The sequence below is a fragment of the Halosolutus sp. DAT137 genome (genome assembly GCF_059736405.1).
The window spans coordinates 211,057-225,321 of record NZ_JCAQID010000007.1 but is presented as its reverse complement, the minus strand read 5'-3'; the positions used below and the strand labels follow the sequence as shown (position 1 = coordinate 225,321).

Below are 14,265 nucleotides of genomic sequence, written 5' to 3'. Positions count from 1 at the left end.
GCTGCCGATCGCACTCTGCCGATGTCGTCGCCGGTTACATCGATCGCGGCGCGTCGACGCCCAGAATCGACAGCGCGTTCGCGACGGTGTGTTTCGAGGCGGCGACGAGCGCGAGTCGGGCGTCTCGAACGTCGGGATCGACGTCGGCGGCGAGGACGGGACACTCGCGGTAGAAGCTGTTGAATCGATCGGCAAATTCGCGCGTGTAGGTCGCGATCTGGTGGGGTTCGAGGTCGTCGGCGGCCTCCTCGACGACTCCGGGGAACCGAGCGATCGTCTCGAGCAGGTCCCGCTCCGCCGGCGTTTCGAGTAGGTCGGTGTCGACCGCGGCGTCGAGGTCGATGCCGTCCTGGCTCGCGAGATCGCGGTCGGGGTCGAGACCAGCTTCTTCGAGAATCCCACAGCAGCGGGCGTGAACGTACTGAACGTACGGCGCGGACTGGGCCTCGAAGTCGAGTGCCTGATCCCACTCGAAGGTGATCGCTTTCGTCGGCTGTTTCGAGACGATGTCGTACCGGACCGCGCCGATGCCGACCTGGTGGGCGATGCGTTCGATGTCCTCGTCGTCGAGGTCGTCGTCCCGGATGCGATCGTCGAGGCGGTCCTCGACCTCCTCACGGGCGCGATCGATCGCCTCGTCGAGCAGGTCGTCTAAGTCGACGCCGGTGCCCCGTCGCGTGCTCATCTTCCCTTCTGGCAGGTTGACGTAGGAGTACAGCACCTGTCGAAGCTGGTCCGTCTCGTTGCCAAGCAGGTCGAGGGTAGTACGAAGCTGTCTGGCCTGGAGTTTGTGGTCCTCTCCGAGGACGGTCACCGCACGATCGTAGTTGTCGAACTTCCATTCGTGGTGGGCCAAATCTCGGGTCGGGTACAGCGAGGTGTCGTCGGCTCGGAGGAAGACGAGATTCTTGTCGATCCCGTGGTCGTCGAGTTCGAGTTGCCAGGCGTCCTCTTCGTAGACGGCCTCGTCGAGGTCTTTGAGTCGGGAAACGAGGTCGTCGGTCGAGCCGTCGAACATGAATCGCGTCTCCTTGACGAACTCGTCGAACTCGGCGGGGAGGCGCGCGAGACACTCCTTCATCCCCGAGAGCACCTGGTCGACGACCTCGCTGACCCGCTCGTAGGTCTCCTCGTCGCCGTTTTCGAGCCCCTGCATGATCGCCTCGATTTCGGCTTCGGCCGCGGCGACCTCGCTCTCGGTCCCGTCCTCGAGCACGGCGTTGCCCTTCCGGTAGTAGCGTACGAGGTCGTACTCGATACGATCGCGCTCTGGCTCGTCGTCGAGGTCGTCCTCGTCGAACGTCTCGTAGGCCCAGGTAAAGGTCGCGATCTGGCGACCGGCGTCGTTGACGTAGTAGTGGCGGGACACGTCGTAGCCGGCGGTGTCGAGCAGGTTCGCGACCGCGTCGCCGATGATGGGGTTTCGCGCCCGACCGACGTGGACCGGCCCCGTCGGATTCGCGCTGGTGTGTTCGACGACGACGGACTCCTCGCGATCGTCGAGCGACCCGTACGCTTCGCCGGTCGCCGTCTCGAGGGTCTCCGCGAAGTAGGCCGCACTCGGCAGGAAGTTGAGGTACGGTCCCTGCGTCTGGATATCGGAAACGTAGTGCAGGTCGGCGGCGTCGATCGCGTCGGCGAGCTGGCCGGCGACCTGTGGCGGCGCGGCTCCGGCTTCGCCGGCGAGTCGGAAGGCGACGCTCGAGGCGAGGACGCTCTCGACATCTTCGGGCGGTTCTTCGATCCCCAGATCGTCAGTCGGGAAGCCGCGATCGGCGAGCGCCGCCTCGAGGGCACTCTCGACTTCGGCGCGCAGGGCACGGAACATACCCGCCCGTATTCAGGGGGCGACTAAAGGAATGTCGGGTTTCGCCAGCAGATCTCGGTTCGGTTGCTCGTTCGATCGCGGTGGATCGGTCTTCGGTTCACCGGAGTCTGACGGCGGTCCCGTAGGCGATCACTTCGGAACCACCCTCGGTAACCTTCGAGGTTTCGAGTCGGACGTTGACGACCGCATCCGCACCCATCGACTCGGCGTCGGCTTCCATCCGGGCGATGGCTTCGTCGCGCGCTTTGGTCAGCAACTCGGAGTACGCTTTCAGTTCGCCGCCCGTGATGTTCCGGATGCTCTGGGTGATATCCCGGCCAACGTTTCGGGCTTCGACAGTGTTCCCGCGGGCGATTCCGAGCGTTTCGACGATCTCGCGATCCGGGATCGTCTCGGTCGTCACGAGTTCCATACGTGGACATCGACGATCGCTGAAATAAGTCCCGCGGCGATACTCCGATCGAGAAACTCATCGCCAGGAGACTGCAAGACGTTCCTTCGGACACCCGATCGTCTCGACTCAATCCGTCGTCGGCCCGTTGATCGATCGATCGCGCTCGGGAATCTCTCGGCCCGGTTCCGCCTGGAGTTCGGACTGTATCTTTTCGACTAACAGATCGATCGCCATCCGGTTCGCTCCCTCCGGGATGATCACGTCGGCGTGTTTCTTCGTCGGTTCGACGAACTTCTCGTGCATCGGCTTGACCGTCTCCAGGTACTGGTCGATAACGCCATCGAGGGCGCGACCGCGCTCGATGACGTCGCGTTCGATGCGGCGCAGGATGCGCACGTCGGCGTCGGTCATCACGTACACTCGCAAGTCGAGCATATCCCGGATCGCCTCGTCGTGCAGCGCCAGGATCCCTTCGAGAACGATCACGTCCGACGGGTCGACGGTGACGTGCTCGTCCGTCCGATTGTGTATCTCGAAGTCGTACTGGGGCATCTCGATCGACTGGCCCGACAGCAGCGCGTCGAGTTGCTCTCTGAGCAGTTCCCACTCGAAGGCGGCGGGGTGGTCGTAGTTGACCTCCGATCGCTCTTCGATCGCCAGGTGAGAGAGGTCCTCGTAGTAGTTGTCGATCGGGATCCGCGTAACGCCTTCCCCGACGGTTTCGGTGACCGTCCGCGTGACCGTCGTCTTCCCGGCCCCCGTGCCGCCGGCGATTCCGATCGCGAACGACGGTATACTCATCGTCCGATTCTTGTGGGGGTGGCTAATGAATCCCGTGATTCGCCGTCGTAGCCGCGAGTTACGGAGAAGGTGCAGCGTCCGCGGCCCGGAACCGCCTCAAAGCGTTTTCAACCCGCTACCGGTCAGGGGCACGACGATGTCCTCGTCTTCGTCGATCGCACCTCGTTCGCGATACCGTCGCAACGCGGCCGGCGCGACCGCGCAGGTCGGTTCGACGTAAAAGCCGCCGCGGTGGAGGCGATCGAGCGCGGTCTCGATCGGGTCGGAGCCGACCGCGATCGCGTCGCCGCCCGTCTCCTCGATCGCCTCGAGAATTTCGATGCCGCGGGCGGGTTCGGTGATCTTGATCCCGTCGGCGATCGTCGTCCCGTTGCCGTCCTCGTCGGTGGTGTCGCCGCCGAGGGCGTCGACGATCGGCGCGTAGCCGGTTGCCTGTGCGCCATAGAGCCTCGGCATCTTCTCGACGATGCCGGCCTCTTTCAGCAGTGAGAAGCCGCGATAGGCACCGAGAAACAGCGTGCCGTGGCCGATCGGAAGCACGAGCGCGTCGGGAACGGCCCAGTTGCGCTGGGCGGCGACCTCGAAGGCGAACGTCATCGTTCCGGCGTAGAAGGCGGGGTTCCAGGCGTGACTGGCGTACCATCCCTCCCCGGTCTGGTAGGGAGCCGATACCTCGCCGTTGTCGCTATCGTCGTCGCTGTCGCCGCTTGTGGCGTCACCGGCAGTACTTTCGTCTTCGACGTTCCCGACGACGGCGTCGAGACAGGCAGCCGTCACGTCTTCTCGATCGCCCTCGACCCGGACCGGCCGGGCGTCGGCCCGCTGGATCATCATCAGCTTCGACTGTTTGACGTCCGCGGGGACGTAGATGTCCGCGTCGATCCCCGCACGCGCCGCGTAGGTCGCGATCGCGGCCCCGGCGTTGCCCGAGGAGTCCTCGATGACTTTCTCGACGCCGAGTTCGATCGCTCGCGAGAGCGTCGTCGTCGCGCCGCGGTCTTTGAACGACCCCGTCGGGAAGACGTATTCGAGTTTGAACGCGGCGTTCCACTTGGGGGCGTCGACGATCGGGGTGAACCCCTCGAAGAAGGTGACGTGGCGCTCGATCGGGAGGAACTCGAAGAACGTCCAGAGGCCGTCGGTCGTGTCGAGTCGCGAGATGGGGAGCGGATCGCCCTGCGGATGCGGTCGCTCGGTGAACTCGAGGGGGTGGCCACATTGACAGCGCCAGGGTTCCGCTGGACCCGCCTCGTAGACCGCCTCGCAGTCGGGACAGATGAGATCGGACGGCATCTCAGTACTCGTCAATCTCCGTGGCGACAGAACAGACGTACTCGCCGGTTGCGACCTGCGGGAGGCGTCGCATGCGCCAGAGGATACCGTTGCTGTCGGCGGTCACTTCGGATTTCGTCTCCCCGAACGGCGTCGTCACCTCGAACAGGACGTCGCCCGCGCTGACCCGTGTGCCGAGTTCTGGGACGAACGTCACGAGGCCGCCGACCGGCGCGCCGTACTGTTCGAATCCCCTCGCGCGGGTCTGGGGGGAACGCGGAGGCGTTCCGTCGAGAAAGCCGTAGTGTTTGAGTACGTTGAATACGCCATCGACGCCTCTCTGGATGCTTCGTTCGTCCCAGCCGACACACCCCCCGAGTTCGGGATCGACCGTCGGGATGCCCTCGTCCGGTCCCGCTCGTGCGAGTTGGCCGTCTGGTCCCTTCTGGTCCAGGACGTAGCCACAGTCGAAGGCTTTCGCCAGTTCGAGACACTTACTGTGAAGCCGGTGGCGACCGCCACAGCGCACCCGAACCTCGTCGATCATCCGACTCGTCGAACCCTGGTGAAGGTCCAGAATGAGATCCGCCCGGGTAGCCACGTCGAACGTCGCCGCGGCGATGCGCTCGCTAGAGGTTCCGTTTTCGTTGCCCGGATACGCGCGGTTCATCTTCGTGTCGTCGATCGGATTCCGGTGTTCTGCGACCTGGAACGCGTGGTAGTTGACGATCCCGACGATCAGGATCGTCCCGGATAATGTCGCGGGATCGAGCCGGGGGACGACCCGCTGGATGACGCCGACTCCGTTCAGTTCGTCGCCATCGCTTGCTGCCTGCAGATAGAGCGTCTTCCCGGCGTTTGCGCCGTTAACCACGGCGACGGGGAGACCGAACGGGCTCCCGTCCCGAGTCTCGCCGACCTCGAGTCGGCCCGTATCGACCTCGCCGGGGTCCGCGCTCGCCGTTCCGAGCGTCGTCGTCATGTGCCAGACGATGGACCCGTCTGTCTTTATTTGTTCGGTTACTCCCAGCCGTCGTCGAGTCTCGATCGTCTCTCTCGCGGTTACGTTTCGCGAATAACGTTTCGCGAAGAGCGTGTGATGGGGACGCCTCGAGTGACCTCGCGGGAAGTGAACTGTGAGGGGAACACCAAAGCCGATCGAGTGAGCAGACGCTCATATGAGTCTCGAACGGGAACCCGGGGAGGAGACGGCGGTCGACCCACTCGATGGCTTTCGCCAGTTTTTGGCCCTCGAGCGGGACGTCCTCGTCCTCTCAGTCGCGATGTTCGCGTTCAGTCTCGGCTTCCAGATGACCAACCGGTACATGGCGGAGTACATGTCCGCGCTGGGGGCGACGGCTCTGGTCGTCGGCCTGTTCGGAACCTTCGGGAACGTTATCGCCGCGCTGTACCCCTATCCCGGCGGCGCGATTTCCGATCGAATCGGCTCCCGGTACGCGCTCACGGCCTTCGGTCTCTGTTCGACGCTCGGCTTCGGGGTCTGGCTCGCCGCCCCGCTGTTTGCCGATGTCGCCGTCGGGCCGACCTCTCTCGCGATCGTTCTCGTCTTTCTCGGACTGATCCTCGCACAGGCCTGGAAGTCCTTCGGCCTGGGTGCGACGTATGCGATCGTCAAGCAGTCAGTCTCGCCGTCGCGTCTGGCCGCGGGGTTCGCGAGCACGGAGACGTTTCGACGGACGGCCTTTCTCGTCGGCCCGCTGATCGCCGCGGCGCTCTTTTTTCCGTTCGGGTCAGCCGACAGCGACGTCGTGGTCGCCTTCCAGTTGATCCTCGTCGTCGCCCTCGTCTTCGGCGCCCTCGGCACGCTCGTCCAGCACGCGCTCTACGAGGTCGAGGCCGACAGCTTCGGGAAGGAATTCGAGGGCGTCTCCCAGGTGGTCGCGGACCTGCGAGCGATGCCCGACGAGCTGCGCCCGCTCCTGATCGGAGACACCCTCGTTCGGTTCGCGAACGGCATGGTGTACGTCTTCTTCGTGCTCGTCGTCACGCGGTTTCTCGAGGTCGGACTCACGGTGGCGCTTCCGGCCGTCGGCACGGTCGCGCTCTCGCCCCAGTCGTACTTCGGCATCCTGCTCGGACTTGAGATGGTCGTCGCCTTGCTCGTGATGTTCCCCGCCGCACTCGCCGCCGAACGGGTCGGACTCAAACCGGTCGTCGCCCTCGGCTTTCTCGTCTACGCCGTCTTCCCGATTATGCTCATCAACGCCCCGGAAAGCGCCGCCATCCTCGCCGTGCTGTTCGCGTTCTCGGGACTGCGCTTTGCCGGGCTGCCGGCCCACAAGGCGCTGATCGTCGGTCCCGCGGAGATGGGCGCTGGCGGCCGCGTCACCGGCACGTACTACCTCCTGCGGAACCTGATCGTCATCCCGAGCGCCGCACTCGGCGGCCTCATCTGGGGCGGCTTCGCGAACCCGTTGACGGGCGAGACGGTGCTCGTCGGATCGCCAACGCTCGCATTCGCGATCGCGACCGCGATCGGGCTGGCGGGGACTGCCTATTTCCTAATCTTTGGCAGGGAGTTCGAGGCCTACAAGTGACGACCCGTCGATCAGGATTCGCCGTCGATACCCCGCGAGCAGGCGTGATCAAGGATCGCCGCCGGCGTCTCGCGAGCAGGTGTCGATCCCCAGCAGGGCGTTCAGCCCGCAAAACTGCGTCGCGGCGTTGAACAGGAGTCCGATCGAGACCGCGGCGGCGAGGAGACCGAGCGTTCGCCGTCCGGCGATCGCGCCGCCGATCGCGACCCCGAGGAGGACGATTCCGAGCGCGCCACGAAGGGTTCGATCGAGTCCGCCGACGTTCCGTTCGAGTGCCATACCGTCCGTTCGTCGGCAGGTTTCAAAAGCGCGATCCCTCCCAGTGTCGGCTCCCGGCGCAGTCGTCGCCGGTCGAACCGCCTAGAGGAACGGGCGGAAGTAGTACGGGCTGATGAATCCCTCGACGAAGCCCGCGATCGCCAGGAGGACGCCGACGCCGACGAGCACCCAGAACGCTCGTTCGAGGGCGTCCGCGAGTTCGGGCCGACTGGTGTGGCCGAGCGGAACGCGGGCGGCGACGACGCCCAGCGAGAGGCCCACCGCCGTGGCGATGAGGATCGCCGGAATCTCGAAGACGCCGTGGGGAGCGACGAACGCCGCCAACTCCGCGGGATTGACTTCCGTTCGGGCGTAGGCACCCAACAGGAGTCCGTTGAAGACGAGCGAGACCAGCGCCGGGACCGCGAGGGCGAACCCGGCGTAGGCGGTCGTGATCGCCACCAGCCAGTTGTTTGCGAAGAACTCTACGGCTGCGGCCGGTGGAACGTGTCCGTCCAGTCGCGCGATGATCGAACTCTCGAAGGCACCGGCGTACGGTCCGGCGAGTTCCCAGCCGATCCAGAACGTGCCGAGCGCGAGGACGACAACGAACGCGTGCGTCAGCGGCGTCGAGCGAACGTAGGAGACCATCTCGGTCCAGCCGGTTCCCACGCCGCCGACGAACTGGTCCCGGACCGATCGGTCGGGGGTGACGGGCGGTTCGAGACGCCCTCTCGCGTCCGTATACAGCCCGGTTTTCAGCAGATCGAGGAGGGGAAACAGTACGAGTGCCGTGACGAGCGCGCCGAGGGTCGTCACCTGGACCATCGCGAGCAGCGCGCCGACGGTCGAGAACGCGATCAGCGAGCCGGCGGCGACAACGTAGTAGAAGCCCGCCCCGATCGGGTGATGGCGGACGAACCCGAGCGTTCGGGAGAGCGAGGCGAACACGCCGACGTCGTCGACGACGACGGCGACGGGTGCGAACGCGAAGACGGCCCGGATGGCGGCGAACGCGAGTGCGCCGAGCAAGAAGACCGGTAGCCCGACGAGCAGGGCTGCAGGTCCGATTGCAGCCCCGGCCAGTCCGGTCAGGAGAACGCCGGAGACGAGGACGACGCCGACGACGACGAGCCAGGCGGCGAACTCGAGCAGGTAGAGCGCGAGAAACCGGAACCAGTACCGTCGCCCGCCCGCAAAGCCGGCAATCAGCCCGCGTTCGTCGCGGAGCCGTCCGTAACAGGCCGACAGCTGAGCGGCGGCGACGACGGCCGACAGCAAGACGAAGACGAGCGCGCTCGCGAGGACCGTCACCACGAAGAGAATCCCGATCGTCGGCGTCAGTAACTGCTCGACGACCGGTTCGAAGCCACTCGCCCACTCTTCGAACGCCTCAGGGTCGGCGTTCGGGTCGGGCGCGTCGAGGTCGAGCGCCGCGAGTTGCTCCTGTGCGGCCGCGAGTCGACCGGTCGCGGAGAGATAGCCGTAGGCGACGATCACGAAGAAAAACGGGATGACGCGGACGACCGCCGGGATCGCGGCCCCCAGCAAGTAGAACGGAAGCAAGTCACTCGGGCGACGACGAAGGACTGAGAGGGCAGCGCTGACGGAATCGGAGAGCTCCATACCCGTCGATTGACGTGTCGGCAGTTAAATACTCTTCTCGACGAAGCAAATCGCGTCGCGACGGTGCGTCTCTCGCCGGTGCCGATCGGGCCGCGACTGTGCATCCGCGTAGCCGACGTTTACGTGTGTCACCGCCGTATCGACTGGTATGGTTACGACGCTCTCCCCCGATCGACTCGCAGAACTGCAAGACGAGGGTGCCGAGTTCGCGCTCGTCGATACGCGGCCGGCGGACAGCTACGACTCGTGGCACGTCGCCGGCGCGCTGCACTTTCCGTTCGGCCCGGAGGAGGAACTCGACGGTCGCCTCGAGGAACTCGAAGCGCTCGTCGGTGACACCGATCGCGTGGTCACCATCTGTGCGAAAGGCATCTCGTCGGGTCATCTCGCGACCCAGCTCGCATCGGCCACCGACGCGTTCGAGGTCAACGCGGTCGACGGCGGGATGAAAGGCTGGAGCGGCGTCTACGATCGCGTCGACCTCGATATCGCGGACGACCTCGAACTGGTCCAGATCCAGCGCCGGGCGAAGGGCTGTCTGAGCTATCTCGTCGGCTGCGGGGAGACCGGCGAGGCGATCGTCGTCGATCCGACGGCCGACGTCGACGAGTTCACGGCCGCGGCCGCCGGGCGCGGGCTCACAATCACCGGCGTCGTCGACACGCACGTCCACGCCGACCACGTTTCCGGCGGTCGGGAACTCGCCGCCGAACTCGAGGTTCCCTACTACCTGGGCGATCGGGCCGGGGAGCGCGGCGTCGAGTTCGAGTTCACGCCGCTCGAACGAAACGAGGTGCTCGCGGTCGGGACTCGTGAGGTCAAGGCGATCGCCACACCCGGCCACACCAGCGAGATGATCTCACTGCTCGTCGATTCCCACGCGCTGTTGACCGCCGACACGCTACACATCGGCTCGACGGGGCGGACGGAACTCGAGTTCAGTGAAAATGAGGGTAAAGAGGGCGCACGAATGCTCTACGAAACCCTTCACCGTACGATCCTCGCAGAGCCCGATTCGATCGCCGTCCTGCCGGGTCACGTGGCGGTCACGAACGACGGCAGATTCGAGCACGGACGGCCGGGAGACGCGATCACCACGACGATCGGCGCGGCCCGTACGGGACTCGACGTGCTCGACCTCGACGAGGAATCGTTCGTCGATCGGTTAGCCGACGCCGGCGAGAAGCCGTCGAACTACGAGGAGATTATCGACATGAACCGCGGTGCCGAGACGAAACCGCCCGAGGACCGCGTCGAACTCGAATTAGGGCCGAACAACTGTTCGGCCTAAACGGGCGAGGCGGGAGTTGGTGAGGCGAGGCGGGAGTTGGTGAGGCGAGGCGGGAGTTGGTGAGGCGAGGCGGGAGTTGGTGAGGCGAGGCGGGAGTTGGTGAGGCGAAGCAGGGATTGGTGAGGTGGGGCAGGAGTTGGTGATGTAGTGGGTGAGACGGAGCGAAACGAGACGGGCGGTCGTCACCGCGAGTAGGTTTCGAGTCTCCCGATTTGACCGCCCTCGATCTCCAAGAAGTCGGCGAACTCGAACAGGAGGCGATCTGTCCGTTCGTCGACGACGCGGCCGCGAGCGGCTACCCGATCGCCCTCCGTGACGATCGCCGCCGTTTCGTGGCGCGTGTCGGGATTTGGCCGCTCGTCGCGCATGAACCGGACGAACGCGTCGCGACTCTCGAAGGACCGATCGGGTCTGTGCTGGACGAAATCCGGTGTGAGCAATTCCTCGAGTCGTCCGTACTCGTGATCGTCGAGGGCGTCGTAGTACTGCCGAACGAGTGTCCCACTATCTTCGGCCATAGCCGACGTTACGTCGCCACCGCCAAAAGCGTGTGACACCGACAGTTCGGTTCGATGGGCATCCGCGTATTCGGTTCGGTAGTTATCCGATTCTTCGGTTCGATAATTACCCGAGTCGATCGCGAAGGGCGTCCGGATGAGGCGGTTCGTTACGCTCCTCGACTGCGGCGTAGGGGCGGTCAGCGTCGTCACGGTACTCGTCGCCTCGGTCGGCGTTCCCCTTCCCGTACTGTCTGGCGGCTTCCGCGTACCACTTTGCCGCGTTGTGCCGATCGGTCGCCTGGGCCTGCGCTGTCGCCGCCGCGTCGACGATCAGGTCGTCGTCGCCGTACCGTCGGGCGGCGTCGAACGCATCGGCTGCGCTAGCTAGCGGATCGATCGCGTCTTCGAAGACGCTGGCAGCCGTCACCCAGTCGGTCTCGTCGATCGCAGTGCGTCCCTGCTTGTACGCTTCCAGGCCTTCCCGGTACTGGCGGTAGGCGATTCGGTATCGCTCGACGGCGGTTTCGTCGTCGGACGCGGCCTCGATCGCTGACCGGACTGCCTCGAAATCCGGCAGGGTGTGCACGTCGTCGGTCGACCACGCGTACTGCACCGTTCGGTCGGCATCGACGACGAACACCGATCGCTGAGCAACCGTCCGGTGGCCGTCGGGGGCTTCGTCTTCGAGGACGCCGTAGGCCCGTGCGATCGAGCCGTCGCCGTCGGCCACCAGCGGGAAGCCGAGGTCGTTCTCCGCGGCGAACGCGCGATGGCTATAGGCCGAATCCGTCGAGATGCCGACGATCGAGACGTCCGGCTGGAGACCAAACAGGTCGAGGTCACGAAGTGAACAGAGTTCGTCCGTACAGACGGGGCTGAAATCGGCGGGGTAAAACACCAGCACGACGATGTCCGTCCCTACGCCCAGCGCCTCGAATGACAGTCGTTGAATCTCGCCGTCGGCGGCGACGGGGCGCTCGAACGATGGTGCGATATCTCCCGACTCGAGCATACGCGACCATCGGATGCCCGGTACGTATCTCCACCGGTCTTTACAGCATTCGATACAGTTCCCGATTGTGATGGGAACTATCCGGGCCTCGTGACGTGTCGCCCCGTTCGACGCGCTGGACGACCGTTCCACGGTCCTTTTCTTCCGGCTTCCCCTACGGGCGTGCGTGGAGGTCCACATCTACTACGAGGGTGACGACGACCCCGACAAGTGCACCGCCCGCCGCCTCGAACGCTTCGACGAGGCGATCCTCTACCGAAAGATGGCGCAGGTGCCCTACGGTGTCGTCCTCAACCCCCACGCCGATCGGGCGCTCTCGCCGGCCGACGCCGACGCGGGACTCGACACGCTGGTCGCGCTCGACTGCTCGTGGAAGTCCGCCGAGGAGGCGTCATTTCGGATGAACGGTGTCCACCGGGCGCTTCCCTTTCTCGTCGCCGCGAACCCGGTCAACTACGGCCGCCCGTTTCAGCTCACCACCGTCGAAGCGCTCGCCGCGGCGTGTTGCATTTTCGGTGAACGCGATCGGGCCGAGGACCTGCTCGAACCGTTTCGCTGGGGCGAGACCTTCCTGACGCTCAACGAGGAGCCTCTGCGTCGGTACAGCGAGTGCGATGATTCGAGCGAGGTCGTCGCCGTCCAAGAGGAGTATCTGGCCGACGAGAGCGAGGAGTGACCGCTGGAGTCGTCCGCGGCGGACCACAGCGGTTAAATGCGCTACGGGCCAAGCGGGGGTATGGCCAAGTTCGAAGCTGCCGAGAAGCGCTCCCTCGAGAAGATGATCTGTATGCGCTGTAACGCGCGCAACCCAAAGCGAGCGGACAACTGCCGTAAATGTGGCTACGGCAACCTCCGCCCCAAGGCGAAGGAAGCCCGCGCCGCATAATCCGCGACGCGACTCCGATCGAGTCGCCCCATCGGTTCGATTCTCGAATTTCTCACCGATCAGCCCCCGCGTCGTCGATCAGTTCTCACCTGTGGATCGACTGCGGGGTTACTGACCGGGATACTTCGGCTCGCGCTTCTCCGCTCGCTCCAGCGCCGTCTCGACGACGTCACGAACGTCACCGTGGAAGACGCCGCCGTGGCCCGCGTACATGTGCTCGACCCCCTCCGGCATTCGATCGAGCAGATCCTCGATGCTCTCGATGAGCCGCTCGCGTGACTGGCCAGCCATATCGGTGCGGCCGAAGCTGCCGTAGTCGAAGGCCCCGTCGTCGTGGACGACGACATCGCCGGAGAAGAGTGCGGTGTCGGAGACGAACGAGACGTGGTCGTCGGCGTGGCCCGGCGTGTAGACCACGTCGAATTCCGCGTCTCCGATCGTAACCGTATCGCCGTCGTCGATTTCGTGGGTTCGTGTCGGATGGTCGGCGTACGCGTAAACGTCCGGATCGAAGGCATCGACGACGGCGTCGAGTTGGGCCACGTGATCGCCGTGCTGGTGGGTCATCACCACCGTGTCCACGTCGTCGGTGTACGATCGGATCTCGTCGACGATGCTGTCCCACGCGCCGGCGTCGACGAGCGTCGTTCGATCGCCAACGGCCAGAAAGGCGTTGCAAGTGAACGTCTCCGCGTCCTCGGTGACGTGATGGACCTCCATACGGGCTACGTCGTGAGCCGGCGGCAAAACGGTACCGTCCGCCGACCCGCACTTCTGTTGGTGGAGTTCGTACAGATCGTCGGTTCCGGCCGATTCGCAGTGGTTGCAGACTTGGGCTAATTCGTTCCGGGTGGTGACGGGACCTATTCGTGCGACGTGTAACCCTGTGACAATCTGGCTACCACGAGATTTTTCACTCGCAAGCGCCAATGGTACTCTGTATGGGATTCGGGAGCTACGACGAATCCGAGCAACAGGAGGTCGACGCTGATTTTGACGAGGACGACGCGGTACAATCCGACGGAACCAACCACGAGGGCACGATCGAGTTCGAAAACGGCGCATCGAGCGACGAACTCCTCGATCGGCTCGCGGAGATCAAAGACGACGATTGAGCGCGGATGACCCCCGGAGTACGGCCATGAAATCTGGGGTCAGGGCGCTGGGTATTGCCGAATCGTTTTCGGGTGACCCACGCGGGACAGCCCGGAGCACGTTCGCCGGTGTGGTCGTTCGCGCCGATCGCGTCGTCGACGGGGTTGGCTACGCCGCCTGCACCGTCGGCGGAACCGACGCGACGGCCGCGATCGAGTCGCTTCTCGAGGCGTGCTGTCGCCCGGACGTTCGCTACGTCCTGCTCGGGGCCGTCGCCCCGGCGTGGTACAACCTGCTGGATCTCGATCGAATTTACGAGACGGCCGATCGCCCGGTGCTCGCCGTTACGTTCGAGGCGAGCGACGGACTCGAATCCGGGCTTCAGGACGCGTTTTCGGGGGCGGAACTCGAGGAGCGACTCGACCGGTATCGATCGCTCCCCGATCGTCACGCAGTGTCGGTCAACGACGAAACGGTGTACGTCAGGCCGGTTGGCTGCGACGCCGACGAGGCCCGTGAGATCGTTCGGGCGTTCACTCCGAACGGCGGCCGCCCGGAACCACTGCGGGTTGCGCGGCTGGCTGCGCGGGCGGCGGACGAGTACGCCGGCGATCGAGAGTGATCCGTTAACTAAATCTTGACAGGTGACTGGCCGGTGACCTGTTGGTATCCGAGACCCCCCGAACGGTCCACAGCGGGGTGGGACTGAAAGGGGCTCGACGATCGGGGACGGCGGACGACGCA

General features: G+C 65.0%; 16 protein-coding genes. 6 read left to right on the top strand and 10 right to left on the bottom strand.

What is annotated here, in order from left to right:
- Positions 1–34 precede the first annotated feature (34 nt).
- The 5 genes from argS to AC6I6L_RS10680 form a co-directional block, all read right to left on the bottom strand.
- A complete protein-coding gene (gene argS, locus AC6I6L_RS10700) occupies positions 35–1,828 on the bottom strand; it encodes an arginine--tRNA ligase (RefSeq protein WP_497917747.1) in 1,794 nt (597 codons plus the stop codon).
- 97 nt (positions 1,829–1,925) lie between these two features.
- Positions 1,926–2,240, bottom strand: coding sequence for a YbjQ family protein (locus AC6I6L_RS10695; RefSeq protein ID WP_497917746.1), 315 nt, complete (start codon positions 2,238–2,240; stop codon positions 1,926–1,928).
- A 108-nt stretch (positions 2,241–2,348) separates the two neighbouring features.
- Positions 2,349–3,023 (bottom strand): uridine kinase, encoded by a 675-nt coding sequence (gene udk / locus AC6I6L_RS10690; protein ID WP_497917745.1) that lies wholly within the window; start codon positions 3,021–3,023, stop codon positions 2,349–2,351.
- Positions 3,024–3,119: 96 nt separating this feature from the next.
- Positions 3,120–4,316: a pyridoxal-phosphate dependent enzyme gene (locus tag AC6I6L_RS10685; protein WP_497917744.1), complete on the bottom strand. Its 1,197-nt coding sequence runs from the start codon at positions 4,314–4,316 to the stop codon at positions 3,120–3,122.
- A gap of 1 nt (position 4,317) precedes the next feature.
- Positions 4,318–5,277 carry a succinylglutamate desuccinylase/aspartoacylase family protein gene (locus AC6I6L_RS10680; protein WP_497917743.1) on the bottom strand — a complete coding sequence of 320 codons (960 nt, stop codon included), beginning with the start codon at positions 5,275–5,277 and terminating at the stop codon, positions 4,318–4,320.
- 196 nt (positions 5,278–5,473) lie between these two features.
- Between AC6I6L_RS10680 and AC6I6L_RS10675 the strand changes: the two genes are divergently transcribed.
- Entirely contained in the window at positions 5,474–6,853 is a 1,380-nt protein-coding gene (locus tag AC6I6L_RS10675; protein WP_497917742.1) for an MFS transporter, read from the top strand.
- Positions 6,854–6,901: 48 nt separating this feature from the next.
- Here AC6I6L_RS10675 and AC6I6L_RS10670 read toward each other — a convergent pair whose 3' ends face one another.
- Both AC6I6L_RS10670 and AC6I6L_RS10665 read right to left on the bottom strand, forming a co-directional pair.
- Positions 6,902–7,132 (bottom strand): YgaP family membrane protein, encoded by a 231-nt coding sequence (locus AC6I6L_RS10670; protein ID WP_497917741.1) that lies wholly within the window; start codon positions 7,130–7,132, stop codon positions 6,902–6,904.
- An 81-nt stretch (positions 7,133–7,213) separates the two neighbouring features.
- A complete protein-coding gene (locus AC6I6L_RS10665) occupies positions 7,214–8,737 on the bottom strand; it encodes a stage II sporulation protein M (RefSeq protein WP_497917740.1) in 1,524 nt (507 codons plus the stop codon).
- A gap of 148 nt (positions 8,738–8,885) precedes the next feature.
- Between AC6I6L_RS10665 and AC6I6L_RS10660 the strand changes: the two genes are divergently transcribed.
- Complete coding sequence (locus AC6I6L_RS10660) at positions 8,886–10,028, top strand: MBL fold metallo-hydrolase (protein ID WP_497917739.1); 1,143 nt, start codon at positions 8,886–8,888, stop codon at positions 10,026–10,028.
- A gap of 182 nt (positions 10,029–10,210) precedes the next feature.
- Here the strand turns inward: AC6I6L_RS10660 and AC6I6L_RS10655 are convergent, their stop codons facing one another.
- Together AC6I6L_RS10655 and AC6I6L_RS10650 are read right to left on the bottom strand one after the other, a co-directional pair.
- Positions 10,211–10,546, bottom strand: a complete 336-nt coding sequence (locus AC6I6L_RS10655) for a nuclear transport factor 2 family protein (protein ID WP_497917738.1) — start codon at positions 10,544–10,546, stop codon at positions 10,211–10,213.
- Positions 10,547–10,652: 106 nt separating this feature from the next.
- On the bottom strand, positions 10,653–11,540 hold the full coding sequence (locus AC6I6L_RS10650; protein ID WP_497917737.1) for a redoxin domain-containing protein: 888 nt from the start codon (positions 11,538–11,540) through the stop codon (positions 10,653–10,655).
- A gap of 166 nt (positions 11,541–11,706) precedes the next feature.
- Between AC6I6L_RS10650 and AC6I6L_RS10645 the strand changes: the two genes are divergently transcribed.
- Together AC6I6L_RS10645 and AC6I6L_RS10640 are read left to right on the top strand one after the other, a co-directional pair.
- Entirely contained in the window at positions 11,707–12,216 is a 510-nt protein-coding gene (locus AC6I6L_RS10645) for a DUF367 family protein (RefSeq protein WP_497917736.1), read from the top strand.
- A gap of 60 nt (positions 12,217–12,276) precedes the next feature.
- The gene (locus tag AC6I6L_RS10640; RefSeq protein ID WP_497917735.1) at positions 12,277–12,426 is read left to right on the top strand and encodes a 50S ribosomal protein L40e; all 150 of its coding nucleotides are present in this window, start codon (positions 12,277–12,279) and stop codon (positions 12,424–12,426) included.
- Between the two features lie 108 nt (positions 12,427–12,534).
- Here the strand turns inward: AC6I6L_RS10640 and AC6I6L_RS10635 are convergent, their stop codons facing one another.
- Entirely contained in the window at positions 12,535–13,146 is a 612-nt protein-coding gene (locus AC6I6L_RS10635; RefSeq protein ID WP_497917734.1) for an MBL fold metallo-hydrolase, read from the bottom strand.
- A 221-nt stretch (positions 13,147–13,367) separates the two neighbouring features.
- Here AC6I6L_RS10635 and AC6I6L_RS10630 point away from each other — a divergent pair, with 221 nt between their 5' ends.
- Both AC6I6L_RS10630 and AC6I6L_RS10625 read left to right on the top strand, forming a co-directional pair.
- The gene (locus tag AC6I6L_RS10630) at positions 13,368–13,541 is read left to right on the top strand and encodes a DUF5786 family protein (protein WP_497917733.1); all 174 of its coding nucleotides are present in this window, start codon (positions 13,368–13,370) and stop codon (positions 13,539–13,541) included.
- A gap of 26 nt (positions 13,542–13,567) precedes the next feature.
- Positions 13,568–14,143, top strand: a complete 576-nt coding sequence (locus tag AC6I6L_RS10625; protein ID WP_497917732.1) for an endonuclease dU — start codon at positions 13,568–13,570, stop codon at positions 14,141–14,143.
- Positions 14,144–14,265 lie beyond the last annotated feature (122 nt).

Coding starts and splice junctions, on each gene's coding strand:
- AC6I6L_RS10655 (WP_497917738.1), bottom strand. CDS start 10,546: ATGGCCGAAGATAGTGGGACACTCGTTCGGCAGTACTACGACGCCCTC.
- udk (WP_497917745.1), bottom strand. CDS start 3,023: ATGAGTATACCGTCGTTCGCGATCGGAATCGCCGGCGGCACGGGGGCC.
- AC6I6L_RS10670 (WP_497917741.1), bottom strand. CDS start 7,132: ATGGCACTCGAACGGAACGTCGGCGGACTCGATCGAACCCTTCGTGGC.
- AC6I6L_RS10650 (WP_497917737.1), bottom strand. CDS start 11,540: ATGCTCGAGTCGGGAGATATCGCACCATCGTTCGAGCGCCCCGTCGCC.
- AC6I6L_RS10685 (WP_497917744.1), bottom strand. CDS start 4,316: ATGCCGTCCGATCTCATCTGTCCCGACTGCGAGGCGGTCTACGAGGCG.
- AC6I6L_RS10660 (WP_497917739.1), top strand. CDS start 8,886: ATGGTTACGACGCTCTCCCCCGATCGACTCGCAGAACTGCAAGACGAG.
- argS (WP_497917747.1), bottom strand. CDS start 1,828: ATGTTCCGTGCCCTGCGCGCCGAAGTCGAGAGTGCCCTCGAGGCGGCG.
- AC6I6L_RS10630 (WP_497917733.1), top strand. CDS start 13,368: ATGGGATTCGGGAGCTACGACGAATCCGAGCAACAGGAGGTCGACGCT.
- AC6I6L_RS10695 (WP_497917746.1), bottom strand. CDS start 2,240: ATGGAACTCGTGACGACCGAGACGATCCCGGATCGCGAGATCGTCGAA.
- AC6I6L_RS10640 (WP_497917735.1), top strand. CDS start 12,277: ATGGCCAAGTTCGAAGCTGCCGAGAAGCGCTCCCTCGAGAAGATGATC.
- AC6I6L_RS10665 (WP_497917740.1), bottom strand. CDS start 8,737: ATGGAGCTCTCCGATTCCGTCAGCGCTGCCCTCTCAGTCCTTCGTCGT.
- AC6I6L_RS10625 (WP_497917732.1), top strand. CDS start 13,568: ATGAAATCTGGGGTCAGGGCGCTGGGTATTGCCGAATCGTTTTCGGGT.
- AC6I6L_RS10680 (WP_497917743.1), bottom strand. CDS start 5,277: ATGACGACGACGCTCGGAACGGCGAGCGCGGACCCCGGCGAGGTCGAT.
- AC6I6L_RS10635 (WP_497917734.1), bottom strand. CDS start 13,146: ATGGAGGTCCATCACGTCACCGAGGACGCGGAGACGTTCACTTGCAAC.
- AC6I6L_RS10675 (WP_497917742.1), top strand. CDS start 5,474: ATGAGTCTCGAACGGGAACCCGGGGAGGAGACGGCGGTCGACCCACTC.